Source organism: Massilia yuzhufengensis, from assembly GCF_900112225.1.
Classification (GTDB): domain Bacteria; phylum Pseudomonadota; class Gammaproteobacteria; order Burkholderiales; family Burkholderiaceae_D; genus Telluria; species Telluria yuzhufengensis.
Map to the genome: position 1 here is coordinate 84481 of NZ_FOLD01000017.1, position 23121 is coordinate 107601.

General features: G+C 67.2%; 13 protein-coding genes and 1 pseudogene. 3 read left to right on the forward strand and 11 right to left on the reverse strand.

Annotated elements, in window-relative coordinates:
• Window positions 1–3: 3 nt before the first annotated feature.
• The 9 genes from BM031_RS14935 to BM031_RS25570 form a co-directional block, all read right to left on the reverse strand.
• Complete coding sequence (locus BM031_RS14935; RefSeq protein ID WP_091875354.1) at window positions 4–2151, reverse strand: protein-disulfide reductase DsbD family protein; 2148 nt, start codon at window positions 2149–2151, stop codon at window positions 4–6.
• A gap of 128 nt (window positions 2152–2279) precedes the next feature.
• Window positions 2280–4259: an LTA synthase family protein gene (locus BM031_RS14940; RefSeq protein WP_091875355.1), complete on the reverse strand. Its 1980-nt coding sequence runs from the start codon at window positions 4257–4259 to the stop codon at window positions 2280–2282.
• 203 nt (window positions 4260–4462) lie between these two features.
• Window positions 4463–4807 (reverse strand): four-helix bundle copper-binding protein, encoded by a 345-nt coding sequence (locus BM031_RS25565; protein ID WP_091875356.1) that lies wholly within the window; start codon window positions 4805–4807, stop codon window positions 4463–4465.
• A gap of 97 nt (window positions 4808–4904) precedes the next feature.
• On the reverse strand, window positions 4905–6137 hold the full coding sequence (locus BM031_RS14950) for an AGE family epimerase/isomerase (RefSeq protein ID WP_091875357.1): 1233 nt from the start codon (window positions 6135–6137) through the stop codon (window positions 4905–4907).
• 10 nt (window positions 6138–6147) lie between these two features.
• Complete coding sequence (locus BM031_RS14955; protein WP_091875358.1) at window positions 6148–7131, reverse strand: LacI family DNA-binding transcriptional regulator; 984 nt, start codon at window positions 7129–7131, stop codon at window positions 6148–6150.
• Window positions 7132–7139: 8 nt separating this feature from the next.
• The gene (locus BM031_RS14960; protein ID WP_091875359.1) at window positions 7140–9434 is read right to left on the reverse strand and encodes a GH92 family glycosyl hydrolase; all 2295 of its coding nucleotides are present in this window, start codon (window positions 9432–9434) and stop codon (window positions 7140–7142) included.
• Window positions 9431–11758, reverse strand: a complete 2328-nt coding sequence (locus BM031_RS14965) for a GH92 family glycosyl hydrolase (RefSeq protein WP_091875360.1) — start codon at window positions 11756–11758, stop codon at window positions 9431–9433. The genes BM031_RS14960 and BM031_RS14965 overlap by 4 nt, the downstream gene beginning before the upstream one ends.
• 166 nt (window positions 11759–11924) lie before the next feature.
• Entirely contained in the window at window positions 11925–19925 is an 8001-nt protein-coding gene (locus BM031_RS14970; protein ID WP_177207771.1) for an SdrD B-like domain-containing protein, read from the reverse strand.
• Between the two features lie 147 nt (window positions 19926–20072).
• Window positions 20073–20261, reverse strand: a complete 189-nt coding sequence (locus BM031_RS25570) for a PEP-CTERM sorting domain-containing protein (protein WP_177207772.1) — start codon at window positions 20259–20261, stop codon at window positions 20073–20075.
• Between the two features lie 410 nt (window positions 20262–20671).
• Here BM031_RS25570 and BM031_RS26000 point away from each other — a divergent pair, with 410 nt between their 5' ends.
• Both BM031_RS26000 and BM031_RS25580 read left to right on the forward strand, forming a co-directional pair.
• A complete protein-coding gene (locus BM031_RS26000; protein WP_229408915.1) occupies window positions 20672–20872 on the forward strand; it encodes a TetR/AcrR family transcriptional regulator in 201 nt (66 codons plus the stop codon).
• 110 nt (window positions 20873–20982) lie between these two features.
• A pseudogene (locus BM031_RS25580) lies at window positions 20983–21393 on the forward strand (type 1 glutamine amidotransferase domain-containing protein); the annotation flags it as partial.
• Between the two features lie 33 nt (window positions 21394–21426).
• On the opposite strand, the gene BM031_RS26300 reads toward BM031_RS25580, so the two are convergent.
• The gene (locus BM031_RS26300) at window positions 21427–21645 is read right to left on the reverse strand and encodes a hypothetical protein (protein WP_307186992.1); all 219 of its coding nucleotides are present in this window, start codon (window positions 21643–21645) and stop codon (window positions 21427–21429) included.
• 32 nt (window positions 21646–21677) lie between these two features.
• Here BM031_RS26300 and BM031_RS26305 point away from each other — a divergent pair, with 32 nt between their 5' ends.
• Complete coding sequence (locus BM031_RS26305; protein ID WP_307186994.1) at window positions 21678–21845, forward strand: cupin domain-containing protein; 168 nt, start codon at window positions 21678–21680, stop codon at window positions 21843–21845.
• Here the strand turns inward: BM031_RS26305 and BM031_RS14990 are convergent.
• Window positions 21842–23113, reverse strand: a complete 1272-nt coding sequence (locus BM031_RS14990; protein WP_091875363.1) for a ferritin-like domain-containing protein — start codon at window positions 23111–23113, stop codon at window positions 21842–21844. The genes BM031_RS26305 and BM031_RS14990 overlap by 4 nt on opposite strands.
• Window positions 23114–23121 lie beyond the last annotated feature (8 nt).

Genomic DNA, 23121 nt, shown 5'->3' on the forward strand with positions numbered 1-23121 from the left:
CATCTAGAGCCCGGCCAGTGCGCGCCGGACTTCTTCCACGCTCGGGAGTTCCGACAGCAGCGTCGGCTGCCGTGCATCAATCCGGTACAGCACATACACCGGCACGCCGCTGCGCCCGAGTTCCTTGAGCGCCTGGGTAATGGTGGCGTCGCGCCGCGTCCAGTCGGCCCGCAGCAGCAGTACGTTCTTGGCGCCGAAGTCCCGCAGCAGGCCAGGATCGGCGAAGGTGGTGCGCTTGTTGTACTGGCAGGTGACGCACCAGGCGGCCGTGAAGTCCACGAACACCGGCCGTCCTTCGGCGCGCGCACTGGCCTGCAGCTGCGGCGACCAGGCCTGGAAGGCGCCGGCGCTGGCGACGCTGTCGATCGGGGCCTGCGCGTGCCGCAGGGCGGGCCAGGACCATGCGGCCGTGCCGCCGACCACCATGGCGGCGACGCCGATCCCGGCCCAGCGGCCGGCGCTGCTGCGCGCCGGCAGGCCCAGCACCCACAGGCCGAAGGCCGCGGCGAGCAGCAGGCCAAGCAGGGCGGCCACTGCGTCGACCCCGGCCTGCAGCCCGAGTACCCACAGCAGCCACACCACGGTGGCGAACATCGGGAAGGCCATCACGGTCTTGAAGCGGGCCATCCAGGGACCCGGGCGCGGGAAGATGCGGGCGACGCCGGGGAACAGGCTGGCGGCCAGGTAGGGCGCAGCCATGCCGGCGCCCAGCGCGGCGAACACCGACAGCGCCTGCGGCGCGGGCTGGGCCAGTGCCGCGCCGAGGGCGGCGCCCATGAAGGGCGCGGTGCAGGGCGAGGCCACCGCCACCGCCAGCACGCCGGTGAGGAAATCGTCGGCCACCGGGTTGCGGGCGCGCGCATTGAGGAAGCTGGCGGGCAGCAGGCGATTGAATTCGACCAGCCCTGCCAGGTTGAAGCCGATCAGCGTGAACAGCATCGCCAGCGCGGCCACGAACAGGGGCGACTGCAGCTGGAAGCCCCAGCCCAGCTGTTCGCCGCCGGCGCGCAGGGCCAGCAGGAGCGCGGCCAGCAGCAGGAAGGACGCGATCACGCCGGCGGTATAGGCCAGGCCCCCGGCCACCACCCGCCGGCGCTCGCCCAGGTGCTGGGCGAAGCCGAGCACTTTCAGCGACAGGATCGGGAACACGCAAGGCATCAGGTTCAGGATGGCGCCGCCCACGAAGGCCAGGGCCAGCACCAGCAGCCAGGGGCGGCCTGGCTCGGGCCCAGGCATGGCGGGCGCGGGCTGGGCGGCAGCGGGCGCATTAGCGGCGCCCGGCTGCGGCCATGGGCCGGCGATCGGGAACTCGAAACGGATGCCGGGCGAAGCGTGGCCGGCCGTGAGCACCGCCCCCATCGTCGCCGGGCTGTCGCTGCGCTGGGCCGACAGCGGCGCGCGCAGCACCAGCCGGTCGCCATCCCATTGCTGCACGAGCGCGGCCGGATGATCGATCACGCCGCCGTTTTCCGGGAACAGCTGCAGCGGCTGGCCGCGGTAGCCAGGCGGCAGGCCGGACGCGTCGATCACCAGCGCCTTGCCCTCGATGCGGGCGCTGGCCGCCAGGCCCGGGACCGCAAGCGGTGCGGCGGCGCGGGCCCGTTCGAACAGCGCGGCGTGCGCGGTGACGGGGCCGGCGGCCAGCATGGTATCGAGCTCGGCGAATTCGGGGATGCAGACTTCCTCGCAGATCAGCCAGTCGGCGCGCAGCTTCACCGGCAGGGCGCCGCCCTGGTAGCCGGCCGGTACCGTCAAGCGCACCGGCAGCAGCAGGTCACCGTCGTAGCCATAGTTCATCAAAGGACCGAGCGGGAGCTGCTTCGGGGTGGGCCAGACGATGTCGCCGGCCGTGAACCCGGGCGGCAGGGTCCAGGCGAAGGTGGTGGGCAGGCCGGAGTCGCCCGCATTGCGCCAGTAGGTGTGCCAGCGGGGGGCGTGCTGCAGGCGCAGTCCGAGCCAGACCTGCGCGCCGGGCTTGACCCCGGCGGGCGCGTGGACCAGCAGTTCGACGCGTGCGTGGCCGGTGACGGCGGACGACGCCGCGTGGCCCAAGGCCGCGTGGAACACGAGCAGGAAGGCGAGGGCGATGCGCAGGATGGCGCCCGAAAGCGACAGTGTACGAGCCCCGGCTGCTGGCGGTCTAGCATGCATCTGTTGGTCCCTGTCTGGAAGAGCGCTGCGTGGTGCCCCCGCCGCCAGGACCGTGCCCAGCCGGCGAGACTGCCAATATTAACAGGAACCGGTATGAAAAGAGCAAGCCCCGGACAGGCTGCTTGCCCCTAGCGCGCCAGCCGGTAACGCCGCTCGCGGTACAGCAGCGACGGCAGCATCACATGCGCCATCGCCTTGTCCACCACGGCCTGGTCGGGCTTGCCCAGGGTGGGGTCGAGCACGCCCGAGGCCGCGTCATAGCGGCCCGCCAGGGGCGCCTGGCCCGGGCGCAGGATCGTGGCCGAGGAGCCTTCCAGCCAGGTGAAGTAATTATTGAACTGCAGCAGGGCGCGGCCTGGCGTGGTGCTGTCGCGCACGAAGTCGCGGCCGATCATCGGGTGCTCGCTGGAGACGCCCAGCAGCGACAGCAGGGTAGGAGCCAGGTCGATCTGGCTGGCGATGGCGGCAATCCGCTTGGGCTGGATGTCGGCGCCGAGGATCAGGCCCGGGATGTGGAATTTCTTGATCGGCACCAGCGCATTGCCATACACGCGGTTGTCGTGGTCGGCCACGATCAGGAAGACGGTGTCCTTCCAGTAGTCCTGCTGCCTGGCCGCGCGGATGAAGTTGCCCAGTGCGTGGTCGGCGTACTTCACGGCGTTGTTCACCGTCTGCTTGGGTTGCTCGTGCAGCGCGATTTTCCCGTCCGGGAATTCAAAAGGTTCGTGGTTGGACGACGTGAAGATCAGGCTGAAGAAGGGTTTGTCTTGCGCGTGCAGCTGCTTGAGGCGCTGCAGCGACTTGTCGAACAGGTCTTCGTCGGATGCGCCCCAGCTGCCCACGAAGGCCGGCTGCATGTCGCCGATGTCGACGACCTTCTGGAAGCCGTTGCCGGTGAAGAAGCTGCGCATATTGTCGAAGTGGGCTTCGCCGCCGTAGACGAACTCGGTGTGGTAACCCTGCTGGCCCAGGCCCGCCGCCAGCGTATAGAAATTCTGCTGGGCCAGCGACAGCTTGACCACGCTGCGCGCCGGCGTCGGCGCGTAGCCGGCCACCACCGCCTCGATGCCGCGCACCGAGCGCGTGCCGGTGGCGTAGAGCTGCTCGAACCACCAGCCTTCGCCCTTGAGCCTTTCCAGTTCCGGCGTCACCGGTACGCCGCCGAGCGATTCGACGAAGGTGGCGCCCAGGCTCTCCTGCAGCACGATCACCAGGTTGAGCGGCCGTGCGCGCGTGATCGCCGCCTGCTGCCGGTGCAGGGTCGGCAGCTCGGGGTCGGTGAAGCGTGCATCGCGCAGCCAGGGCGCCGACTTCACTTCGGCCAGCACGCGCTCTCGCGGCATGGCGCCGTAGATCTCGGACGACTGCGCTTCCTTGCGCATGGAGCCGATCGCGTCCAGCACCGACCAGCTGGAGTTGATAATCAGCGAATTGACCATCGAGTCGCCGGTGAGCGCGAACAGGGCCGGGTTGGCCGGGCGATGTCCGGTGGTCGAGCGCACCCCCATGAAGGCGGCCACGCACAGCAGCGGCCACACCAGCAGCATCCGGCGCGCCGGCCACATGGTCATGTCGCGCGCGGCGCGCCGCAGCAGCTGGAAGATCGCGGCGCCCAGCAGCACGGTGAAGCCGACGCCGGCCAGCAGTGCCACCCGGAAGCCGTTCCACAGGGTGGCGAACACCTCGCGCGGGTAGGCCAGGTATTCGACGAACAGGCGGTTGGGGCGCACGTCGTACTGCATGATGAACTGGGGCGAGGACAGCTCCATGAAGACAATGAAGACCAGGGCGAAGCTGGCCCAGGCCCCCATGGCCGGCTTCCAGAAATGCGCCGCGCGGCGGTGCGCCAGCAGCGGCGCCAGCAGCAGCGGGAGCACGCTGAAGTAGCCAAGCAGGATCAGGTCGGCGCGCACGCCCTGCACGAACATGGCGGCGGAAATGCCGGTGGCCTGCACCCGGTCCCACTGCCAGGCCACCAGCGCGATGCGCGAGAGAGACAGGATGGCCAGCCCGATGACGAGCATCTGGACGATGCCGGCGTAAGGCCCGGCCCACATGGTGATGCGGGCAAGCCGGCTGGTGTTGGTGCGTGACGCGGGGACGAGCATGGAGACCGTTCGATATGCCTGGATTCATGGGAGCACATCGTTGGACCTTGCCAGCCTGCGAAATACGCACTGGGGAATGCCTGCGGTTGACGATGCGCGAACGCATCGCGCCTGGAAGACGGCCGGGCCGCTCCAGGGCGATGCTCTCGGGCATCGTAGCCAGGCATGCATGAGCCCGGTGTTAACCGGGCGTTAAGAAAGCGTTAAATGTGGCGTTCGCGGGCGTGCTTGTCGCACTCGGCGGCGCAGCGTTCGCAGGCGGCCTGGCACTCGGCGCAGTGCTGGTGCTTGGCGGCGTGCTGGGCGCACTTGGCGGCGCAGGCGCGGCAGATGTGGGCGCACAGGGCGCAGTAGTCGCCGTGGTGGCTGGAGCCGCGCGCCAGCACGTTCAGGGTGGCGGCGCAGATGTCGGCGCAATCGAGGTTGATCAGGGCGCAGTCGTTCGTGCCCTCGCGGATGTCGGCCGCGGCGCAGGCCTGGCAGGCCCGCATGGCCTCTTCGCAGGCCGCGATGGCCGACTGGATGTTCGCTTGTTCTGAATTGCCCATTGCTCTCTCCTCCTGGATGATCGAAGGTAAATCCTAGCGCAAGCCGGCCGGGCGCCGCGCCCGTTACGGGATGGCGGGGACCAAGGCCGGCCACCGTCTACGTCGAGACCGGCGACCTGCGCTGAGCCAGCGCCGGCAGGATGTCGTAGCAGGCGCCCATGGTGTGGTAGTCGACTTTCCCGGCCGGGCTCTTTTCGTCGGAATAGCTGCGGTTGTCCGCCGTGAGGATACGGTACCAGGCCCCGTGCTTGTGGTCGACGAAGTGCTCCCAGCAGTAGCGCCACAGGCGCTCGTAGTCGACCCAGTAGCGTTCGGCGCCGGTGCGCGCGCCGAGCAGGGCGGCCGCCGCCAGGGTCTCGGCCTGCACCCAGAAATACTTGTCGGCGTCGCACACCGTGCCGTCGGGCGCAAAACCGTAGTGCAGGCCGCCGTGCTTCTGGTCCCACGCGTAGCGCAGCGCCTTCGCATACAGGTCCTGGGCGGCCGGCAGCAGCCAGTCGCGATTTTCCGCCAGCTGCGGCCCCTGGGCTTCCAGCTGCAGCAGCAGCTTGCTCCACTCGGTGAAATGGCCGGGCTGATAGCCCCAGGGACGGAACAGGTTGGCCTTGTCGTGCAGGTTGAAGTCCCAGTCCACCTGCCAGTCCTGGGTGTAGTGCTCCCACACCATGCCGCCGGCGCGCCCGGCCTGGCGTTGGACGATGTTGCGGGCCAGGGTTTCGGCGCGGTGCAGGAAGGGCAGGTGGCCGGTGGCGCGGAAGGCGGCCAGCAGCGCCTCGCAGGCATGCATGTTGGCGTTCTGGCCGCGGTAGGGATCCAGCACGCGCCAGTCGGCGCTGGCCTGGTCTGCGTACAGGCCGTGTTCCTGCTCCCAGAAGCGTTGTTCCATCAGGTCGAAGGTCTCGAAGATCCAGGCGCGCGCCTCCTCCACGCCGGCCATGAGCGCATGCGAGTAGGCCAGCAGCACGAAGGCCAGGCCATAGCAGTGGTTGTCGGCATCGGTAATACGCGCCGCGCCGCCGTCCCACTCCAGCTGCCAGGCGTAGCCGCCGGACTCCGGGTTGCGGTGCGCGCGGCGCAGGAAGTCCAGGCCGTGGCGCACCAACTGCTGGTAGTCCGGGTCGCCGAAATGGCGCCAGGCGTTGGCGAACACGAATACGAAGCGGGTGCTCGACACCAGGTGGCGCGCACGCCGGTCGACCACGCTGCCGTCGTCGCGGAAGTAGTGGAAGAAGCCGCCGCTTGGATCGACGCAGCGCGGATGATAGAAGGCCATCGTGTGGGCCACGTGCCGTGATAACACGTCGGGCGAGAAGAAGTCCGGGGTGTCCATGGGGTCCTCGTCAATCGTCGTTGCTGCTCTCGCGCACGACCAGGCGCACGGGCAGTGTGCGGTCGGCGTCGGGGGCGGGATGTTTTTCCAGCAGGAGCTCGACACCCAGCGCGCCGAGCGCCTCCTTGTCGATGGCCACGCTGCTCAGCGGAGGGATGGCGGCGGCAGCGGCGCCGATGTCGTCGAAGCCGACGATGGCCAGGTCATGCGGCACCTTCAGCCCGCGCGCCAGGGCATGTTGCAGCGCCGCCAGGGCGGTGCTGTCGTTGTAGCAGAACAGGGCGTCCGGCCGGCGGGGCAGCGCCAGCAGCGCGTCCAGCGCCTGCCGCACGTTGGCGGCCGGGTCGCCCACGCTGGGCAGCTGCACTTCCAGTTCCGGGTCGGCCAGCATGCGCGCCTCGAACAGGGCGCGGCGAAAGCCGCGGCTGCGTTCATGGATGCTGTGGTGAGCCAGCGAGCCGCACAGCATGGCGACGCGCTTGCGCCCCATCTGCAGCAGGTGGCGCGTGGCTAGATAGCCGCCCAGTGCGTGGTCGGGGTTGACGGAGCAGAAGCCGGGCAGGCGCATGTCGAGCAGCACCAGCGGCTTGCCCGTGTCGCGCAGGGCGCCCAGCAGCTCCGGCTCGAAGAAGCCCGCGCACAGCAGCGCGTCCGGCTGGTGCACGCGCACCAGGTCCAGAACCGGCTCGGCCGGCCCCAGCACCACGAAGGACAGGGCGATGCCGCGCTTGCGGCAGGCTTCTTCGGCGCCGTGCAGCACCGGCAGGTAGAACGGGCTCGACGCGCTGGTGTCGTGCTGCCGGTGCAGCAGGAAGGTGATGCGGCGCAGCTCGCCCTGGCGCAGCTTGGCCAAATCGTAGCCCAGCTCCTGCGCCACGCTGCGGATGCGCGCGCGGGTCTTTTCGGTGAGGCCGTCCTGGTTCTTCAGCGCGCGCGAGACCGTGCCGATCGAATAGCGGGTGACGCGGGCGATGTCGCGGATGGTGACGGGCATGTGCGGCCTCAGGGTTTCTCGTCGCGCGAGAAGGAATAGGGCGCGTCCTGCGCGCGGATGCCGCGGCCCGTGTTCGGCCTGGTGGACATGCTGAAGTCCAGCGTGGCGCCCTGCATCAATTCGCCATGCCCGACCCAGTTGCGTTCGGCAGTCTTGCCGTCGATGCGCAAGGCGTCGATGTAGCGCCCCGCGCCGCGCGCACGCAGTGTGATGCTGCGGCCGTTCTCCAGCTGCACGCTCGCCTTCGGGAACAGCGGCGTGCCGATCACGTACTGGTTCACGCCGGGCGTGACCGGGTAGAAGCCCAGCGCCGAGAACACGTACCAGGCCGAGGTCTGGCCATTGTCTTCGTCGCCGCAGTAACCGTCCGGCGTGGGCGCATACATGCGGTCCATGGTCTCGCGGATCCAGTACTGGGCCTTCCATGGCGCGCCCGCGTAGTTGTACAGGTAGGTCATGTGCTGGATCGGCTGGTTGCCATGGGCGTACTGGCCCATGTTCGCGATCTGCATTTCCCGGATCTCGTGGATCACGGCCTTGTAATAGCTTTCATCGAAGATGGGCGGCAGGGTAAATACGGTGTCGAGCTTGTCGACGAAGGCCTTGCGTCCGCCCATCAGCTCGGCCAGGCCGGCCACGTCGTGGAACACCGACCATGAGTAATGCCAGCTGTTCCCTTCGGTGAAGGCGTCGCCCCACTTGAAGGGGTTGAACGGCGACTGGAAGCTGCCGTCGCGGTTCTTGCCGCGCATGAGGCCCGACTCCTGGTCGAACAGCTTGCGGTAGTTCATGCTGCGCTGGGCGTAGATGTCGATTTCGGCGGCCGGCTTGCCCAGCGCCTTGCCGAGCTGGTAAATCGTGAAATCGTCGTAGGCGTATTCCAGCGTGCGCGCCGCGTTTTCGTTGATGCCGACGTCGTAGGGCACGTAACCGAGCTCGTTGTAGTACTTCACGCCGGCGCGCCCGACCGCCTGCATCGGCCCTTCGTTGTCGGCGCCGTGCTTCAGGGCCTGCCACAGGGTCTCGATGTCCTGCCCGCGCACCCCCTTGATCCAGGCATCGGCCACCACCGAGGCCGAGTTATTCCCGATCATGACGTTGGCATAGCCGGGGCTCGACCATTCCGGCAGCCAGCCGCCTTCCTTGAAGGCGTTGGCCAGGCCCTCCTGCATCTCGCGGTTGATCGACGGGTAGACCAGGTTCAGGAAAGGGTAGAGCGCGCGGAAAGTGTCCCAGAAGCCGGTGCCGGCGAACAGGCGGCCGGGCAGGACTTCACCGTTGTAGGGGCTCCAGTGCACCGGCTTGCCGAAGGCGTCGATCTCGTACATCTTGTTCGGGAACAGCACCATGCGGTACAGGCTCGAATAGAAGGTACGGGTCTGGTCGACGCTGCCGCCTTCCACCGCGAGTTTGCCCAGCACGCCGTTCCACAGGGCCTTGCCCTTGGCGCGGGTGGCGTCGAAATCGTCCTGGCCCAGTTCGCGCCGCAGGTTCAGTTCGGCCTGCTCGAAGCCGATGAAGGACGAGGCTACGCGCATGTGGACTTTCTGCCCCTTGGCGGTGGTGAAGCCGAGCAGGGCGCCGCTGTGCGCGCCTTCGGTTTCCAGCCTGCCTTCCTGCAGCGCTTCGCCCTGCCAGGTGTCGGTGGACGTGAACGGCTGGTCGAACTCGATGACAAAGTAGTTGCGGAAGTTCTTCGGCAGCGGCCCGCGCGCATGGCGCGTGCTGTAGCCGATCACCCGGCGCTGGCCGGGCAGGATCTTCACGTACGAACCCTTGTCGAAGGCGTCCACCACGACATAGCTGGCGTCGGACTTGGGAAACGTGAAGCGGAACTGGGCCGCGCGTTCGGTCGGCGCGATCTCGGTGGTGACGTCGGCGTCGGCCAGGTAGACGCTGTAGTAATAGGGCTTGGCGACTTCGGCCTTGTGCGAGAACCAGCTGGCGCGGGCCTCCTGCGTGAAGCGTTTCGAACCCGTCACCGGCATCACGGCGAACTGGCCGTAGTCGTTCATCCATGGCGAAGGCTGGTGGGTCTGCTTGAAGCCGCGGATCTTGTCGGCGTCGTAGGTGTAGGCCCAGCCGTTGCCCATCTTGCCGGTCTGCGGGGTCCAGAAGTTCATGCCCCAGGGGACGGCGATGGCCGGGTAGGTGTTCCCGTTCGACAGTTCCGGCTTGCTGGCCGTGCCCATCAGCGGGTTGACCCACTCGACCGGGTCGGTGACCCTCCCGACAGTCTGGGCGCCGGCGGCGAAGGAGCAGGCGGCGAGCAGGCCGGCCGCAGCGTAGCGGATCATGCTCATGGCTGGTAGCCGGTCTGGGTGTACGGGCGGGCCGCGCGATCCTTGCCCCAGTCCTTGTTGGGCGTGGCCTGCATCGTGAACACCAGCTCTCCGCCGGCGGTGATGTCTTCATGGCGCAGGAAAGTGCGGGCGAGCGGCTTGCCGTTCAGGGTGACCTGGCCGACGTAGCGGTTCGATTCGGACAGGCCGACGGCGCGGATGGTAAAGCGCTTCCCGTTCGGCAGGTCCAGCCGGGCCTTGTCCAGGAAGGGGCGGCCGATCACATACTCGTTGCTTCCGGGCGCCACCGGGTAGAAGCCGAGCGCGGTGAAGGCGAACCAGGCCGACATCTGGCCCAGGTCGTCGTTGCCGGACAGCCCGTCCGGACGGTTGTGGTATTGGGTCGCCATGATGTTGGCCAGGCGCTCCTGGGTGCGCCAGGGCGCGCCGGCGTAGTTGTACAGGTAGGCCACGTGGTGCGAAGGCTCGTTGCCGTGGGCGTAGTGGCCGATCAGGCCCGAGATGTCTTCCATGTGGGCGTAGACGTTGTCGGCGATTTTCGCGTCGAACACCTGGTCGAGCTTTGCCGCCAAGGCCGCGTCGCCGCCCAGCATGGAGATCAGGCCGGCGTTATCGTGCGGCATATACCAGGAATACTGCCAGGCGCTGCCCTCGGTATAGTCGCTGCCGAAGTTCGACTGCACCGGGTTGAAGGGCGTGCGGAACTCGCCGGTCGATTTGCGGGCGCGGATGAAGCCGGTCTCCTGGTCGAACACGTTGCGGTAGTTCTGCGCGCGCTTGAAGTAGCGGGCCGCGACCTCCTTCTTGCCCATTTTTTCCGCCATGCGCGCGATGGTCCAGTCGTCAAACGCGTATTCCACCGTCTTGCTCGCCGCTTCCGGCTCGCGGTCGATCGGCACATAGCCCAGCTTCATATAGTGTTCCAGCCCGCCGTAGGGGCCGTATTCGGCGCTGGCCGTCATCGCGGCCAGCGCCTTGTCGGCGTCAAACCCGCGGATGCCCTTCATGTAGGCGTCGGCGATCACGGGTACGGCGTGGTAGCCGATCATGCACCAGGTTTCCAGGCCGTGGAAGGACCAGACCGGCAGGATGCCGTGGGGGCTGTGCTCCCGCGCGGCGATGAGCGAATTGACGAAGTCCGCATTGCGGCGCTCCGGCGCGAGCAAGGTAAGCAGCGGGTGCAGCGCGCGGTAGGTGTCCCACAGCGAGAAGGTCGAGTGGAAGTTGAAGCCCTTGGCCTGGTGGACCTGGTTGTCCGGCCCGCGGTAGCGGCCGTCGCGGTCCATGAACAGCGAAGGCGCGAGCATGCTGTGGTACAGGGCCGTGTAGAACATCGTGCGCATCGCCTCGGGCGCCTCGGCCTTCACCGTGGACAGCGCCGCGTTCCAGGCCGCACCGGCGCGGGTGCGCTCGGCGTCGAAGTCCCAGCCGGGCATTTCCTCGAGATTGGCCAGCGCGCTGTCTTCGCTCACCGGAGATAGCGCCACCTTGACCAGCAGCGCGCCGTCGGCGGGCACGCCGAATTCCAGCGCGGCCACCAGCGCCTTGCCCTCGACCACCACCTTGTCCGCCGGCGTCTTGCCGGGCGCCGCAAAACCGCGGTACTCGATCGCTTCCTCGCGGTTGTGGAGCTGGGGCGCGCTTATGGGCCGCGAGAACTTCACGGCGAAATACAGCTGGCGCCCCGGCGCCCAGCCGCGCGTCTCGCGCATGCCGGTCATCGTCGTGGCGTCGCGCAGGCGCAGGCGCGACCACAGGTTCTTGCTGCCGTAGTCGTAGATGCTGCTGCGCAGGTCGAGGATCACTTTGGCCGGCGCGTCCTTGGCGAAGCGGTAGCGGTGCAGGCCCACGCGCTCGCTGGCGGTCAGTTCCACGTCGACCTCGTTGTCCTGCAGGCGCACCGCGTAGTAGCCCGGTTCGGCCTTTTCTTCAAGGTGCGAGAAGCGCGAACGGTAACCGGAATGCGGGCGCTCCGGGTAGCCCGGCTCCAGCTTGGTGTCGCCGCTGTAGGGCATCAGGAGCACGTCGCCCAGGTCCGAGTGGCCGCTGCCGGAAAAATGGGTATGCGAGAAGCCGAGGATCGAATTGTCGTCGTGGCGGTAGCCCGAGGCCCACGGGTAGCTCTGGCGGAAGTGGCGCACCTGGGTGTCGGGACTGAGCTGCACCATGCCGAAGGGCCGTGTGGCGCCGGGGAAGGTGTGGCCGTCGCCGCCGGTGCCGATGAAGACGTTGACGGCCGCCGCCGGCGAACCCGGCGCCGCGGCCTGCGCCGGAAGGGTGAGGGCCAGGGCGGCGAGCAGGGCAAGGGGCAAGCGAACGGTCATGGTGTCTCCATCGGTTTGTCTCGCATATATAAGCCGAGTTTGCTTTTTGAGCAATAAAGCGATGGTAACCCAGGCATTGTTTAGCGCGTTTACTAAACAAGGCGCCGACGTAACAGGGGCTGGGCGCCTTGCGGCGCCCAGCCCCTGTTGCTTGCTTGCGAAGTCCTTACATGACTGGCAGCGGCTGGCCGATCACGGCCACCGGCACCGCGCCATCCGGCTCCAGCTGGTCGAGCAGGTCGGCCAGGGTCGGCACGCCCATCTCGGCCGCGTCGCGGGCATCGATCGCGAAGTACACGTCGGTCATATCGGTCACCGCGCCGTTGGCCAGCACCGCGCTGCTGCGCTCGAGGTGCAGGTTGCCCTGCGCATCGATGAAGGGCACCTCGACGTGCGCCACCTTCAGCGAGATCACGCCAGCTTCGAACAGCGACATCAGCTCGCCCGCGTCGGTCGCATGGTTGCCGTTGGCGTCGCGCCAGATGCGCAGTTCGCCGAACGCTGCATCCTGCGCATCGACCACGCCGTCCTTGTTGCTGTCGTAGGCCGCCAGTTCGCTGAAGCCAGCGCCCTTGGCTGCGCCGCCGAACAGCTCCGCGATGCCGTCGATCGTGCCATTGCCGTTGGTGTCGACCGCCAGGAAGCCGTCTTCCGCCGACAGCCAGCCGGACTGGATCGCGCGGCCGTTGCCCAACATGTCGAAGGTCGCGCTCGACGCCGAACGCGCCACCGTGTGCACGCCGTCGCCATTGAGGTCGATCGCGATCGGGGTGATCGCCGCATCCCAGCTCATGTCGTTCTCGCCCGAGCTCAAGGTGATGTTGTCGGTACGGGTCACGTTGGTCTTCGACACGCCATCGCCGGCGACGTCGGAGTCGATGTTGTCGTTCGCGCCGATGTTCTTGCTCGCCCACATCCAGTTGTCCATGTTGATGCCCTTGTAGATGACATCGTTCTTGTCGAACTTGAGGTAGTAGGTGCCCGGATCGAGGTTGCTGAACTTGTAGTTGCCGCTGGTGTTGGTCTTGGTGGTGGCCAGCAGCACGCCCGCCGAGGTGTACAGCTGCACGGTCACGCCGCCAATGCCGGCTTCGCCGGAATCCTGGATGTCGTCGTGGTCCGAGTCTTCCCACACCTTGTCGCCCAGCGAGGCCTTGCGGTACAGGCCAGCGTCCCAGGTCAGGTCGTTCTCGCCCTGGCTGAGCGTGATCAGCGCGCTGCGGCCGGCAACCGTGTCGACGTCGGAATCCACGGCGTCGTTCGTGCCCTGGTTCTGCTTGGTGACAAAGTAGCTCTCCGGCTCGACCACTTCGATGCGGTAGCTGCCCGCATTCAGGTTGTCGAACAGGTAGTTGCCGCTGCTGTTGGTGACCGTGGTCTCGAGCACCTTGCCGGTCGAATCGAGCAGGCGCACCGTGACGTTCCTGATGCCGGCTTCGCCGCTGTCGCGGATGCCGTTGTAGTTCGTGTCTTCCCACACGGTGTCGCCGATCGAACCGCGCTTGACCGTGACCGGGGTCGGCAGATTGATCTCGTCGGTGTCGGTGGCGCTGTTGTTGCCGCTGTTGGTGTCGACGAAGGTCGATGGCGGCGCCACTTTCGCGGTGTTGACGATCTGGGTCGGCGTGGTGCCGGCCTTCCACACCAGGAAGTCGTTGTTGCTGCCGCTCGGGTTGTTGCCGGCAACAAAGAACACGAACTTGGCATCGGCGTTGAAGGTCGATGGACGCAGGCTCAGGATGTCGCCCGCTTCCGCACCCACGCCGAAGTCGCCGTACTTGAAGCTGAACTTGGTGGTGAGGGTGGCCAGGTCCGGCAGCGGATTGTCCGACCAGTACAGGGTGCCGATCTCGGCGCCGCCGGAACCGGCTGCGTCCAGGTTCGAGACCCACAGCGAACTCCATTGGTCGCCGGCTTCCTTGGTCAGGCGGATGACGTCGGTGTTCTTCTGGTTGCTCACGCCGGTGACGGCTTCGCCGCCGGCAGCGTCCTCGTAGCGCGACAGCACGCCGACGCCCTTGTCGTCGCCCGAATTGCGCGCCCACAGGGTGCCGCTGCCGACCACGCCGGCCGAGATATAGGCCGCATCGGCGGTGACGCCGTTGACGGTCCTGGTCGTACCGACGCCCACGCCGTTGCCCAGGGTGCTGAAGTCCGAGACGGTTTCCAGCGCCGCGAGACTCGCCACTTTCGCGGTGACGGTGTAGGTGATGCTCGAGCCGCCGTTCAGGGTCACGTAGTCGTTGATGTTGCCGGTGCCGGAGGCGTCGTTGCCGCTGGCGCCAGCCGTCGCGCTGCTGGTCCAGGTGACGTTGGTCAGGCTGGACGGCATCGCATCGGTCACCAGGGCGTTGGCCGCCACCGCGGTGCCGGTGTTGGTGACCACGATCTTGTAGGTGATGGTCTGGCCCGGGGTAACGAAGGTGAGGCCGTCGGTCTTGGTGATCGACAGGTCGCCGGTCACGTTGACCAGGCCCGCGTCCAGGTTCTTGTTGTTCTCGCCCGAGGCCAGGGTCACCACACGGGTCAGGCCCGTGGTGGCGTTGGCATCGGAATCCAGGTTGTCGGCGCCGGCGCCTTGCGTGGCGTAGACATAGCCGGTCGGCTTGCTGAACTGGACCTGGTACTGCACGCCCGGGGTCAGGTTGCTGAAGTTGTAGATGCCGTCGCTACCGGTGGTGGTCGAGACGCTGGTATTGTCGGCGGTGGTCGACAACAGGCCATCGGCGCCGCCGCCCAGCAGGGTGACGGTGCGGCCGGACAGGCCCGTCGCGCCATCGTCCTGCAGGCCGTTGGCATTGGTGTCGATCCACAGGCGGTCGCCCAGGCTCGCGTTGGCGTACAGGCCGGCGTCGATGCTGTCGTTGTACTCGCCCGAGGCCAGGGTGACGACCTGGGTCTTGCCGGTGGCCAGGTCGGCATCCGAGTCAAGCGCATCGAGGCCACTGTCCTTCCTGGTGAACAGCATGTCGGCCGGCTTGGCGAAGGCGACCTGGTACTGCTGGCCAGGGACCAGGCCTTCGAACTTGTAGTTGCCGCTGGCGTCAGTGACGATGGTGGTGCTGGTGTTGTCCGCCGTGGTGGCAACCAGGCCATCGAGGCCGCCGCCGGTCAGGGTGACCGACACGCCGGCCACGCCCATTTCGCCCGCATCCTGCTGGCCATTGGCGTTGGCGTCCAGCCAGACGCGGTTGCCCAGCGCGGCCGGGGTGTAGACGCCGGCGTCGATGCTGCTGTTGTATTCGCCGGAAGCGAGCTTGACGACCTGCGACAGGCCGCTGGCGCTGGCGTCCGAGTCGGTGCTGTCCGCGCCCTTGTCCTGGGTCGTGAACACGGTGCCGGTTGGCTTGGCGAACTGCACCTGGTATTCCATGCCCGGGGCCAGGCCCTCGAACTTGTAGGCGCCGGTGGCGCTGGTGGTGGTGGTCACCTTGGTGTTGTCGGCCGTGGTCGATACCAAGCCATCAGCGCCGCCGCCGATCAGGGTGACGGTCATGCCGGCCACGCCGGCTTCGCCGCTGTCCTGCTGGCCGTTGCCGTTGGCGTCGACCCAGACGCGGTCGCCCAGGCTGGCCGGGGCGTACACGCCGGCGTCGATGGTCTTGTTGTTCTCACCCGAAGCGAGGGTGACGACCTGGCTCAGGCCCGTGGTGCCGGCGTCCGAGTCGCCGTCGTCGGCGCCCTGGTCCTTGGCGGTGAAGACGTGGCCGCTTGGTGCGGTGAACTGCACCTGGTACTGCACGCCTGCCGCCAGGCCCGCGAAGCCGTAGATGCCGTCGGCGCCCGTGGTGGTGGTGGTCTTGGTGTTGTCGGCCGTGGTCGACAGCAGGCCGTCCGCGCCGCCGCCGATCAGGGTCACGGTGGCGCCGGCGATGCCGGTTTCGCCCGCGTCCTGGCGGCCGTTGCCGTCGGCGTCGAGCCACAGGCGGTCGCCCAGGCTGGCCGGCAGGTAGATGCCGGCATCGACGGTCATGTTGTTTTCGCCGGAAGCCAGCTTGACGACCTGCGACTGGCCGCCCGCGTTCACGTCGGAGTCGCGGCCATCGTCGCCGCCCTTGTCCTTGCCGGTGAAGACGGCGCCGTCCGGTTTGTCGAACTGGACCTGGTACTCGCCCGGGGTCAGGTCGGCGAACGTGTAGTTGCCGTCGGCGTCCGTGGTGGTGGTGGCAAGGGTGTTGTCGCCGGTGGTCGCTACCTGCCCATCGAGGCCGCCGCCGACGAGGGTGACTTTCACGCCCGCCACGCCGGTTTCGCCGCTGTCCTGCATGCCGTTGCCGTTGGCGTCGAGCCACAGGCGGTCGCCCAGGCTGGCCTTGACGTACACGCCGGCGTCGATGCTGGTGTTGTTCTCGCCCGAGGCGAGGGTCACGACCTGGCTGCGGCCCTGTGCGCCGGCATCCGAATCGCTGTTGTCGTTGCCGATGTCAAGACCGGTGAACACGCTGCCAGCCGGCTTGTCGAACTCCACCTGGTATTCCACGCCCGGCGCCAGGCCGTCGAACTTGTACTTGCCGCTCGCGTCGGTGGTGGTGGTGACCAGGGTGTTGTCGCCCGTGGTCGACAGCTGTCCATCCAGGCCGCCGCCGTGCAGGCTCACCTTGACGCCCGCGACACCGGTTTCGCCGTCGTCCTGCTGGCCGTTGGCGTTGGCGTCGAGCCAGACCCGGTCGCCCAGGCTGGCCGGGGTATACACACCGGCGTCGATGGTGGTGTTGTGCTCGCCCGAAGCCAGGGTGACAACCTGCGACAGGCCGGTTGCGCCGGCGTCCGAGTCGCTCGCGTCATCGCCCTTGTCCTGGCCCGTGAACACGGTGCCAGCCGGCTTGGCGAACTGCACCTGGTATTCCATGCCCGGGGTCAGGCCTTCGAACTTGTATTCGCCGTTGGCGCCAGTCAGGGTGGTGACGCTGGTGTTGTCGCCAGTGGTCGCCACCAGGCCATCGAGGCCGCCGCCGACCAGGGTGACTTTCGTTCCCGCCACGCCGGCTTCGCCCGCATCCTGCCGGCCGTTGCCGTTGGCGTCGACCCAGACGCGGTCGCCCAGGCTGGCAGGCTTGTAGAGGCCGGCGTCGATGGTGGTGTTGTTCTCGCCCGAGGCCAGCTTGACGACCTGGCTCCGGCCGTTGGCGCCGGCGTCGCTGTCGGTCGCGTCGTCCCCTGCGTTGGCGCGGGTGAAGACGCTGCCCGCTGGCGCGCTGAACTGTACCTGGTATTCCACGCCCGGGGTCAGGCCGTCGAACTTGTAGTTGCCGCTGGCGTCAGTCAGGGTGTCGACGCTGGTGTTGTCGCCGGTGGTGGACAGCAGGCCATCGAGGCCGCCGCCGACCAGCGTGACTGTCGCGCCCTCCACGCCGGTTTCGCCGGCGTCCTGCTGGCCGTTGCCGTTGGCGTCCAGCCAGACGCGGTCGCCCAGGCTGGCAGGTAGGTACACGCCGGCATCGATGGTGGTGTTGTTCTCGCCCGAGGCGAGGGTGAGGACCTGGCTCAGGCCATTGACGCCTGCGTCGCTGTCGCTGGCATCAATGCCGCTGTCGGCGCGGGTGAACACGCTGCCGGCTGGCGCCGTGAACTGCACCTGGTATTCCACGCCCGGAGTCAGGCCGTCGAACCGGTAGTTGCCGCTGGCGTCAGTCAGGGTGTCGATGCTGGTATTGTCCGCCGTGGTCGACAGCTTGCCGTCAAGCCCGCCGCCGATCAGGGTGACCTTCGCGCCTTCCACGCCCGCTTCGCCGGCGTCCTGCTGGCCGTTGCCATTGGCGTCCAGCCACACGCGGTCGCCCAGGCTGGCCGTCTGGTAGAAGCCGGCGTCGATGGTGGTGTTGTTCTCGCCGTTTGCCAGGGTCACGACCTGGGTCAGGCCGCGTGCGTCGGCATCCGAATCGCTGGCGTCGTTGCCGAGGTTCTGCGCGCTGGCGATGAAGCCGGCCGGGGCGCCGAAGCGCACCTGGTATTCGGTGGCCGGCGCCAGGCCGTCGAACTTGTAGTTGCCGTTGGCATCGGTGGTGGCGCTGACGCTGGTGTTGTCGCCAGTGGTCGCGAGGATCCCATCGACGCCGCCGCCGACCAGGGTGACGGTCACGCCGGCGATGCCGGCTTCGCCCGCATCCTGCTGGCCGTTGGCGTTCAGGTCATGCCACACGCGGTCGCCCAGGCTGGCCGGGTTGTAGACACCGCCGTCGATGGTCTTGTTGTATTCGCCCGAGCTCAGGGTGACGACCTGGCTGCGGTCGGCGCTGTCGGCGTCGGAGTCGGCCGCATCGTCGCCGACGTCGCGGCGGGTCAGCACGCTGCCGGCCGGCATGTCGAATTCGATCTGGTATTCCACGCCCGCGGCCAGGCCGTCGAACTTGTAGTCGCCGGCCGCGCCGGTGACGGTGGTAGCGGTGGTGTTGTCGCCCGTGGTCGACAGCAGGCCGTCGGCGCCGCCGCCGTGCAGGGTCAGGGTCAGGCCGGCGATGCCGGTTTCGCCCGCATCCTGCTGGCCGTTGGCGTTGGCGTCGAGCCAGACGCGGTCGCCCAGGCTGGCAGGTAGGTACACACCGGCATCGATGGTGGTGTTGTTCTCGCCAGAAGCCAGCGTGACGACCTGGCTCAGGCCATTGGCGCCGGCATCGCTGTCGGTATTGTCGTTGCCGCTGTTGGCGCGGGTGAAGACCTGGTCGTTCTGGGCAGTGAACTGCACCTGGTATTCGGTACCCGGGGTCAGGCCTTCGAACTTGTAGTTGCCCTGGGCGTCGGTGGTGGTGACGGTGCTGGTGTTGTCGTCCGTGGTCGCGACCAGGCCATCGAGGCCGCCGCCGACCAGGGTGACGGTAGCACCGGCCACGCCGACTTCGCCGGCATCCTGCTGGCCGTTGCCGTTGGTGTCGAGCCAGACGCGGTCGCCCAGGCTGGCCGGCAGGTAGATGCCGGCATCGATGGTGGTGTTGTTTTCGCCCGAGGCGAGGGTGACGACCTGGCTCAGGCCGCTGCTAGCGGCGTCCGAGTCGCTGATGTCGTTGCCCTTGTCCTGGCCGGTGAACACGCTGCCGGCCGGCTTGTCGAACTGGACCTGGTATTCGGCGCCCGGAATCAGGCCGGTGAACTTGTAATTGCCGCTGGCGTCGGTGGTGGTGCTGACGCTGGTGTTATCCGCCGTGGTCGACAGCTTGCCATCCAGCCCGCCGCCCAGCAGCGTGACTTTCACGCCGCCGACGCCGGTCTCGCCCGCATCCTGCTGGCCGTTCGCGTTGGAATCGAGCCAGACGCGGTCGCCCAGGCTGGCCGTGTTGTAGAAGCCGGCGTCGATGCCGGTGTTGTTTTCGCCGGGCGCCAGCACCACCACGCTCGAGAGCAGGGCGTCGCTGTTGGCGCCCGATCCAGCGCTGCCGTCGGACTGGCGCGGGCTGGTTTTTTCGTAGCCGGCTGGCAGCGTGAACGAGACCTGGTAGTTCAGGCCCGGGGTCAGGCCCTTGAACGAATAATTGCCGCTGGCGTCGGTGGTGGTGGTGCCCAGCTGTTCGCCGATGTCGTTGAAGTCGCCATCCTGGTTCTGGTCGCGCACCAGCTTGACCGTGGCGCCGGCGATGCCGCTTTCGCCGGCGTCCTGGATGCCGTTGGCGTTGGCGTCGTGCCAGACACGGTCGCCCAGCGCGGCCGCCTTCACTTCGATGATCAGGGGCTGGCGGTGGGTGCTGCCGGCGGTAGGGTCGACCACCACGCCGATGGTGCCGCCGACGTCCGGCACATAGCCGTCGTGCTGCATGGCCATCGCGATCAGGGCATCGATGCGGGCCGGATCCTGCGGGCCGACGTAGGTCACCAGATGCTGGCTGCCCATCATCTTCCAGATCGCACCCTGGACGTTGCCGCGGCTGTCACCCATGCTGGCGTAGTTGTTCAGGAGCCAGTTGATGTTGTCGAGCTTGTCCAGGTTGAGATTCTTGGACAGGCCAGGGATCGCCTTCAGGCTGTCGAGTTCGTAAGAGGAATAGACGAACGCGGTATAGGTGGCATTGACCGGGATCTGGATATTTTCGACCAGGCACCATTCGTCATACGGGGTGCCGGCAGCGAGGTTGCCCGGGTTGTAGACGTTGTTGCCCTTGATATAAAGGTCGATCAGGTCTGGATTGTTGGCGGTACCTGGGCGGGCGAGGAAAGTGATATAGCTCGGCGTGGCTGACATGGTGGTCCTTGACGATATTTTTAGAATAAGAAACGGACGCCAAATTTTTGGCAAACAACTGCCCATGCGGGCCAGTCAGGCCAGCGCCGGGTAACATTTCAGGTGGGACGCGTTGCGCGCCTAGCTGCGCGCAACGCAGGCGCGCGATTACTTCTTGCGGAACTTGGCGACGAGGGCCGCCATGCCGAGGGCGCCGAGGAACAGGTAGGCGGTGCCGGGTTCAGGCACGTCGCAAGCAGGCAGGCCAACGCCGCCGCATTCGCTGGCGATCGCGTGACCGGCGTTAATCATGAGGACAGTGCTTACCAGCAGCAATTTAGTGGCGAGGTTTTTCATTGTTCTTCCCTTGTTTATCGTTATGAGGACTGTGTTCGCATGGTGAAAAATTGCCCTGAAGATAATGCTTGTTTCCGAATTGCACCATGTGAGTCGTGATGTTCTCATGACCATAATTTTTTTTCAAGGAAATTGTTCATGTTGTAATTATTATGCAACGAGGAAACTGACGAAATCTCTGTAAGCGCAAGCTGCGCCCGGCAGATTTGATTTAATTTCTACAAGTAAATTGATGGTTGGCAATCGAATTCGTCAAATCGACATTTTCGACCGAGGCGTCAAATTGCATGATTGTTAACGCGGCGATGCTTGATCGTTGCAACGGCGACTACTTTTCCGGAGCGCGAGCCAGAAGTGCCTAACACCGTATAGTTCTAGACGACTGGTCTTTCGGTCCTATCGTGTCTTTCATGACTGCGACAACCCTGACCCACACCACGCCTGTCCGTGACAGCATTCTGGCCACCGGCCAGCGCCTGATGGCGGCGAAAGGCTTCTCGGCTGTGGGACTGAACGAGATCCTCACCGGCGCGGGCGTGCCGAAGGGATCGTTCTACCGTTTGACGGCTACCTGGCCGAGCTCGACGCCACGCTGGCACAGCCGGGGGTGAACGCGGCCCAGCGCCTCATGGGGTACTGGCAAGCCTGGCAGGACACGCAGTCCTCCGGCGATTGCGAAGGCAAGTGCCTGGCGGTCAAAATGGCGGCCGAAGTGGCCGACTTGTCGGAGACGATGCGCCTGGCGATCGATCAAGGCTGGCACGGCCCGCTGTGGGACCTGGCCGAAGACCGGCACTCGGTCGCGCTGATCGAATCCTTCATCGCCGCCGGCAAGCCGGTCGCCCTGGTCTGCCATGCGCCGGGCGTGCTGCGCCATGCCAAGGGCGCCAATGGCCGGCCGCTGGTCGAGGGCAAGCCGGTGACCGGATTCACCAACAGCGAAGAAGCCGCCGTGGAACTGACGGACATCGTGCCCTTCCTCGTCGAAAACGAACTCAAGGCCAGGGGCGGGCAGTATTCGCACGGACCGGACTGGGCGTCCTACGTCGTCACCGACGGTCTCCTGATCACCGGCCAGAACCCGGCCTCGTCGGCCGAGGCGGCGCAACCGCTGCTCAAGCGCCTGACCTGATCCGGCACGCCTGCCTCGGTCATGCATTCTCTTTCATAAATGCATCACATATGTTGCGAAGTCTTGCGCCGGCGTCGTGCTGCTGGCGCTGGTCCATGCCACCGCGGGCGCGCAGGCGCCGGAACTGAAGATCACCCGGCATGGTGCGCAGCCCTCCGCCAAGGGCCCGGCCCAGAACTTCACCGGCGCCGTACGGGTCGATCCGCTGTTCGGGCCGAGCGCGCCGGCGCGCACCGCCGCGGCCTGCGTCACCTTCGAGCCGGGCGCAGCGCTGGGGCGGGAAGGTGGAAGAGACCCGGCCGGGCGGCGTCGTCTGGACCCCGCCCGGCGTCAAGCACTGGCACGTCGCCTCGCCCACCAGCGCCATGACCCACATGGCAATCCAGGAGCAGCAGGAAGGCAAAGTGGTGGAGTGGATGGAAAAGGTGAGCGACGAGCAGTACGGCCGCTAGCGTGACGCGGCCGGCTCCAGCAGCGCGGCCGCGACCGTGCGCAAGGTGGCGGCCAAGGCTGGGTCCAGGCCTGGCTGCGAGGCCGCCAGCGCTTCGAGCGCTAGCGCGATCTCGTTCGCCCGCTCGGCCAGCAGCGCGGTGCCGGCTTCGCGCTGCGGCAGGGCGAGGCTGCTACGCGGCAGGTGGAAGTTCATGCCCGCGCATGGCGTCGGTGCGGCGCCGGCCGGCAGCGTCGTCAAGAGCACGCTGAGCGCGTGCACCACATGCATCAGGCTTACCGCGCTGTCGATCTCCGCCCGCCGGCCGGCAGTGCTTCCCTGCGCGATCCCGCTGCCGCTGGCCAGCAGGCGCAGCATCAATCCGTAGCTGGCGTTGGCCAGGTCGAGAACGCGGGCGGTGGCGGGGGCGTCAATGTAGGTGCCCGGCATGTCGCCGATCGGCGCGAACATCAGCGGGTCGGACACGATGGAACGGTGCGGCATGAAGGCCGGGTCGTCGCGCAGGAAGGCGTCGTATTCGGCGGCCATCGCCACGAAGCGCGCGAAGTGCGATTCTTCCGCATCGCGCCGTCCGCCTTCGCCCTGTTCGATGATCACTTCGATGGCTTGTATCGCCGAGCGCAAGTCGGTGACCGCCACCAGGCCGGGCAGGTCCATGATGTCGCGCCCGAGCTGTGCGTCCGGGCTGCCGGCGAACAGCGCGGTTTCGCCCAGGCGCCCACTCAGTGTCTCGAAGCCCTGCTGGATGCCGCGGTACAGGTGGCCCACGGTGTCGAAGTCTTCGGCGGTGGGCGTGAGCCGGGTCGCGTAGGGCCGGCGCCGGTAGTCGGCGGGCGACTCGAAGCCCCTGGCCTGCGCCATCTCCATGCCTTCGGGCCGTTCCAGGTACACGAAGTGGGCCAGCGTATCGCGCGTGAGCGGGGCCAGGCGCACCACCACGCTGGCCGGGTGGTAGCCCGCCGGGACCGGGAAGTTCTGGCGCCGGAAATGCGGTGGCGAGCCAATGCTCATCAAGAGGTTGTTGACAGTCGCCAGGTGCGCCATTTCTTCCATGGCCACGCTGCGGATCTCCTTGCGCCAGCGCCCGATCGCCTCGAGTTGGGCGGGCGTCACCGCTTCGTCCAGGGACTGCCTGAGGCTCCAGAGCGCATACAGGTAGGCGCACATCAGGCCATGTTCGATTTCGGCCGCTTCGGTGAGCAGGTAGATCAGCTGCTCGCGGTCGTTGACGCGCACGTCGTGCTGGTCGGTGCTGGTGGGTGTGCTCATGCGGCCAC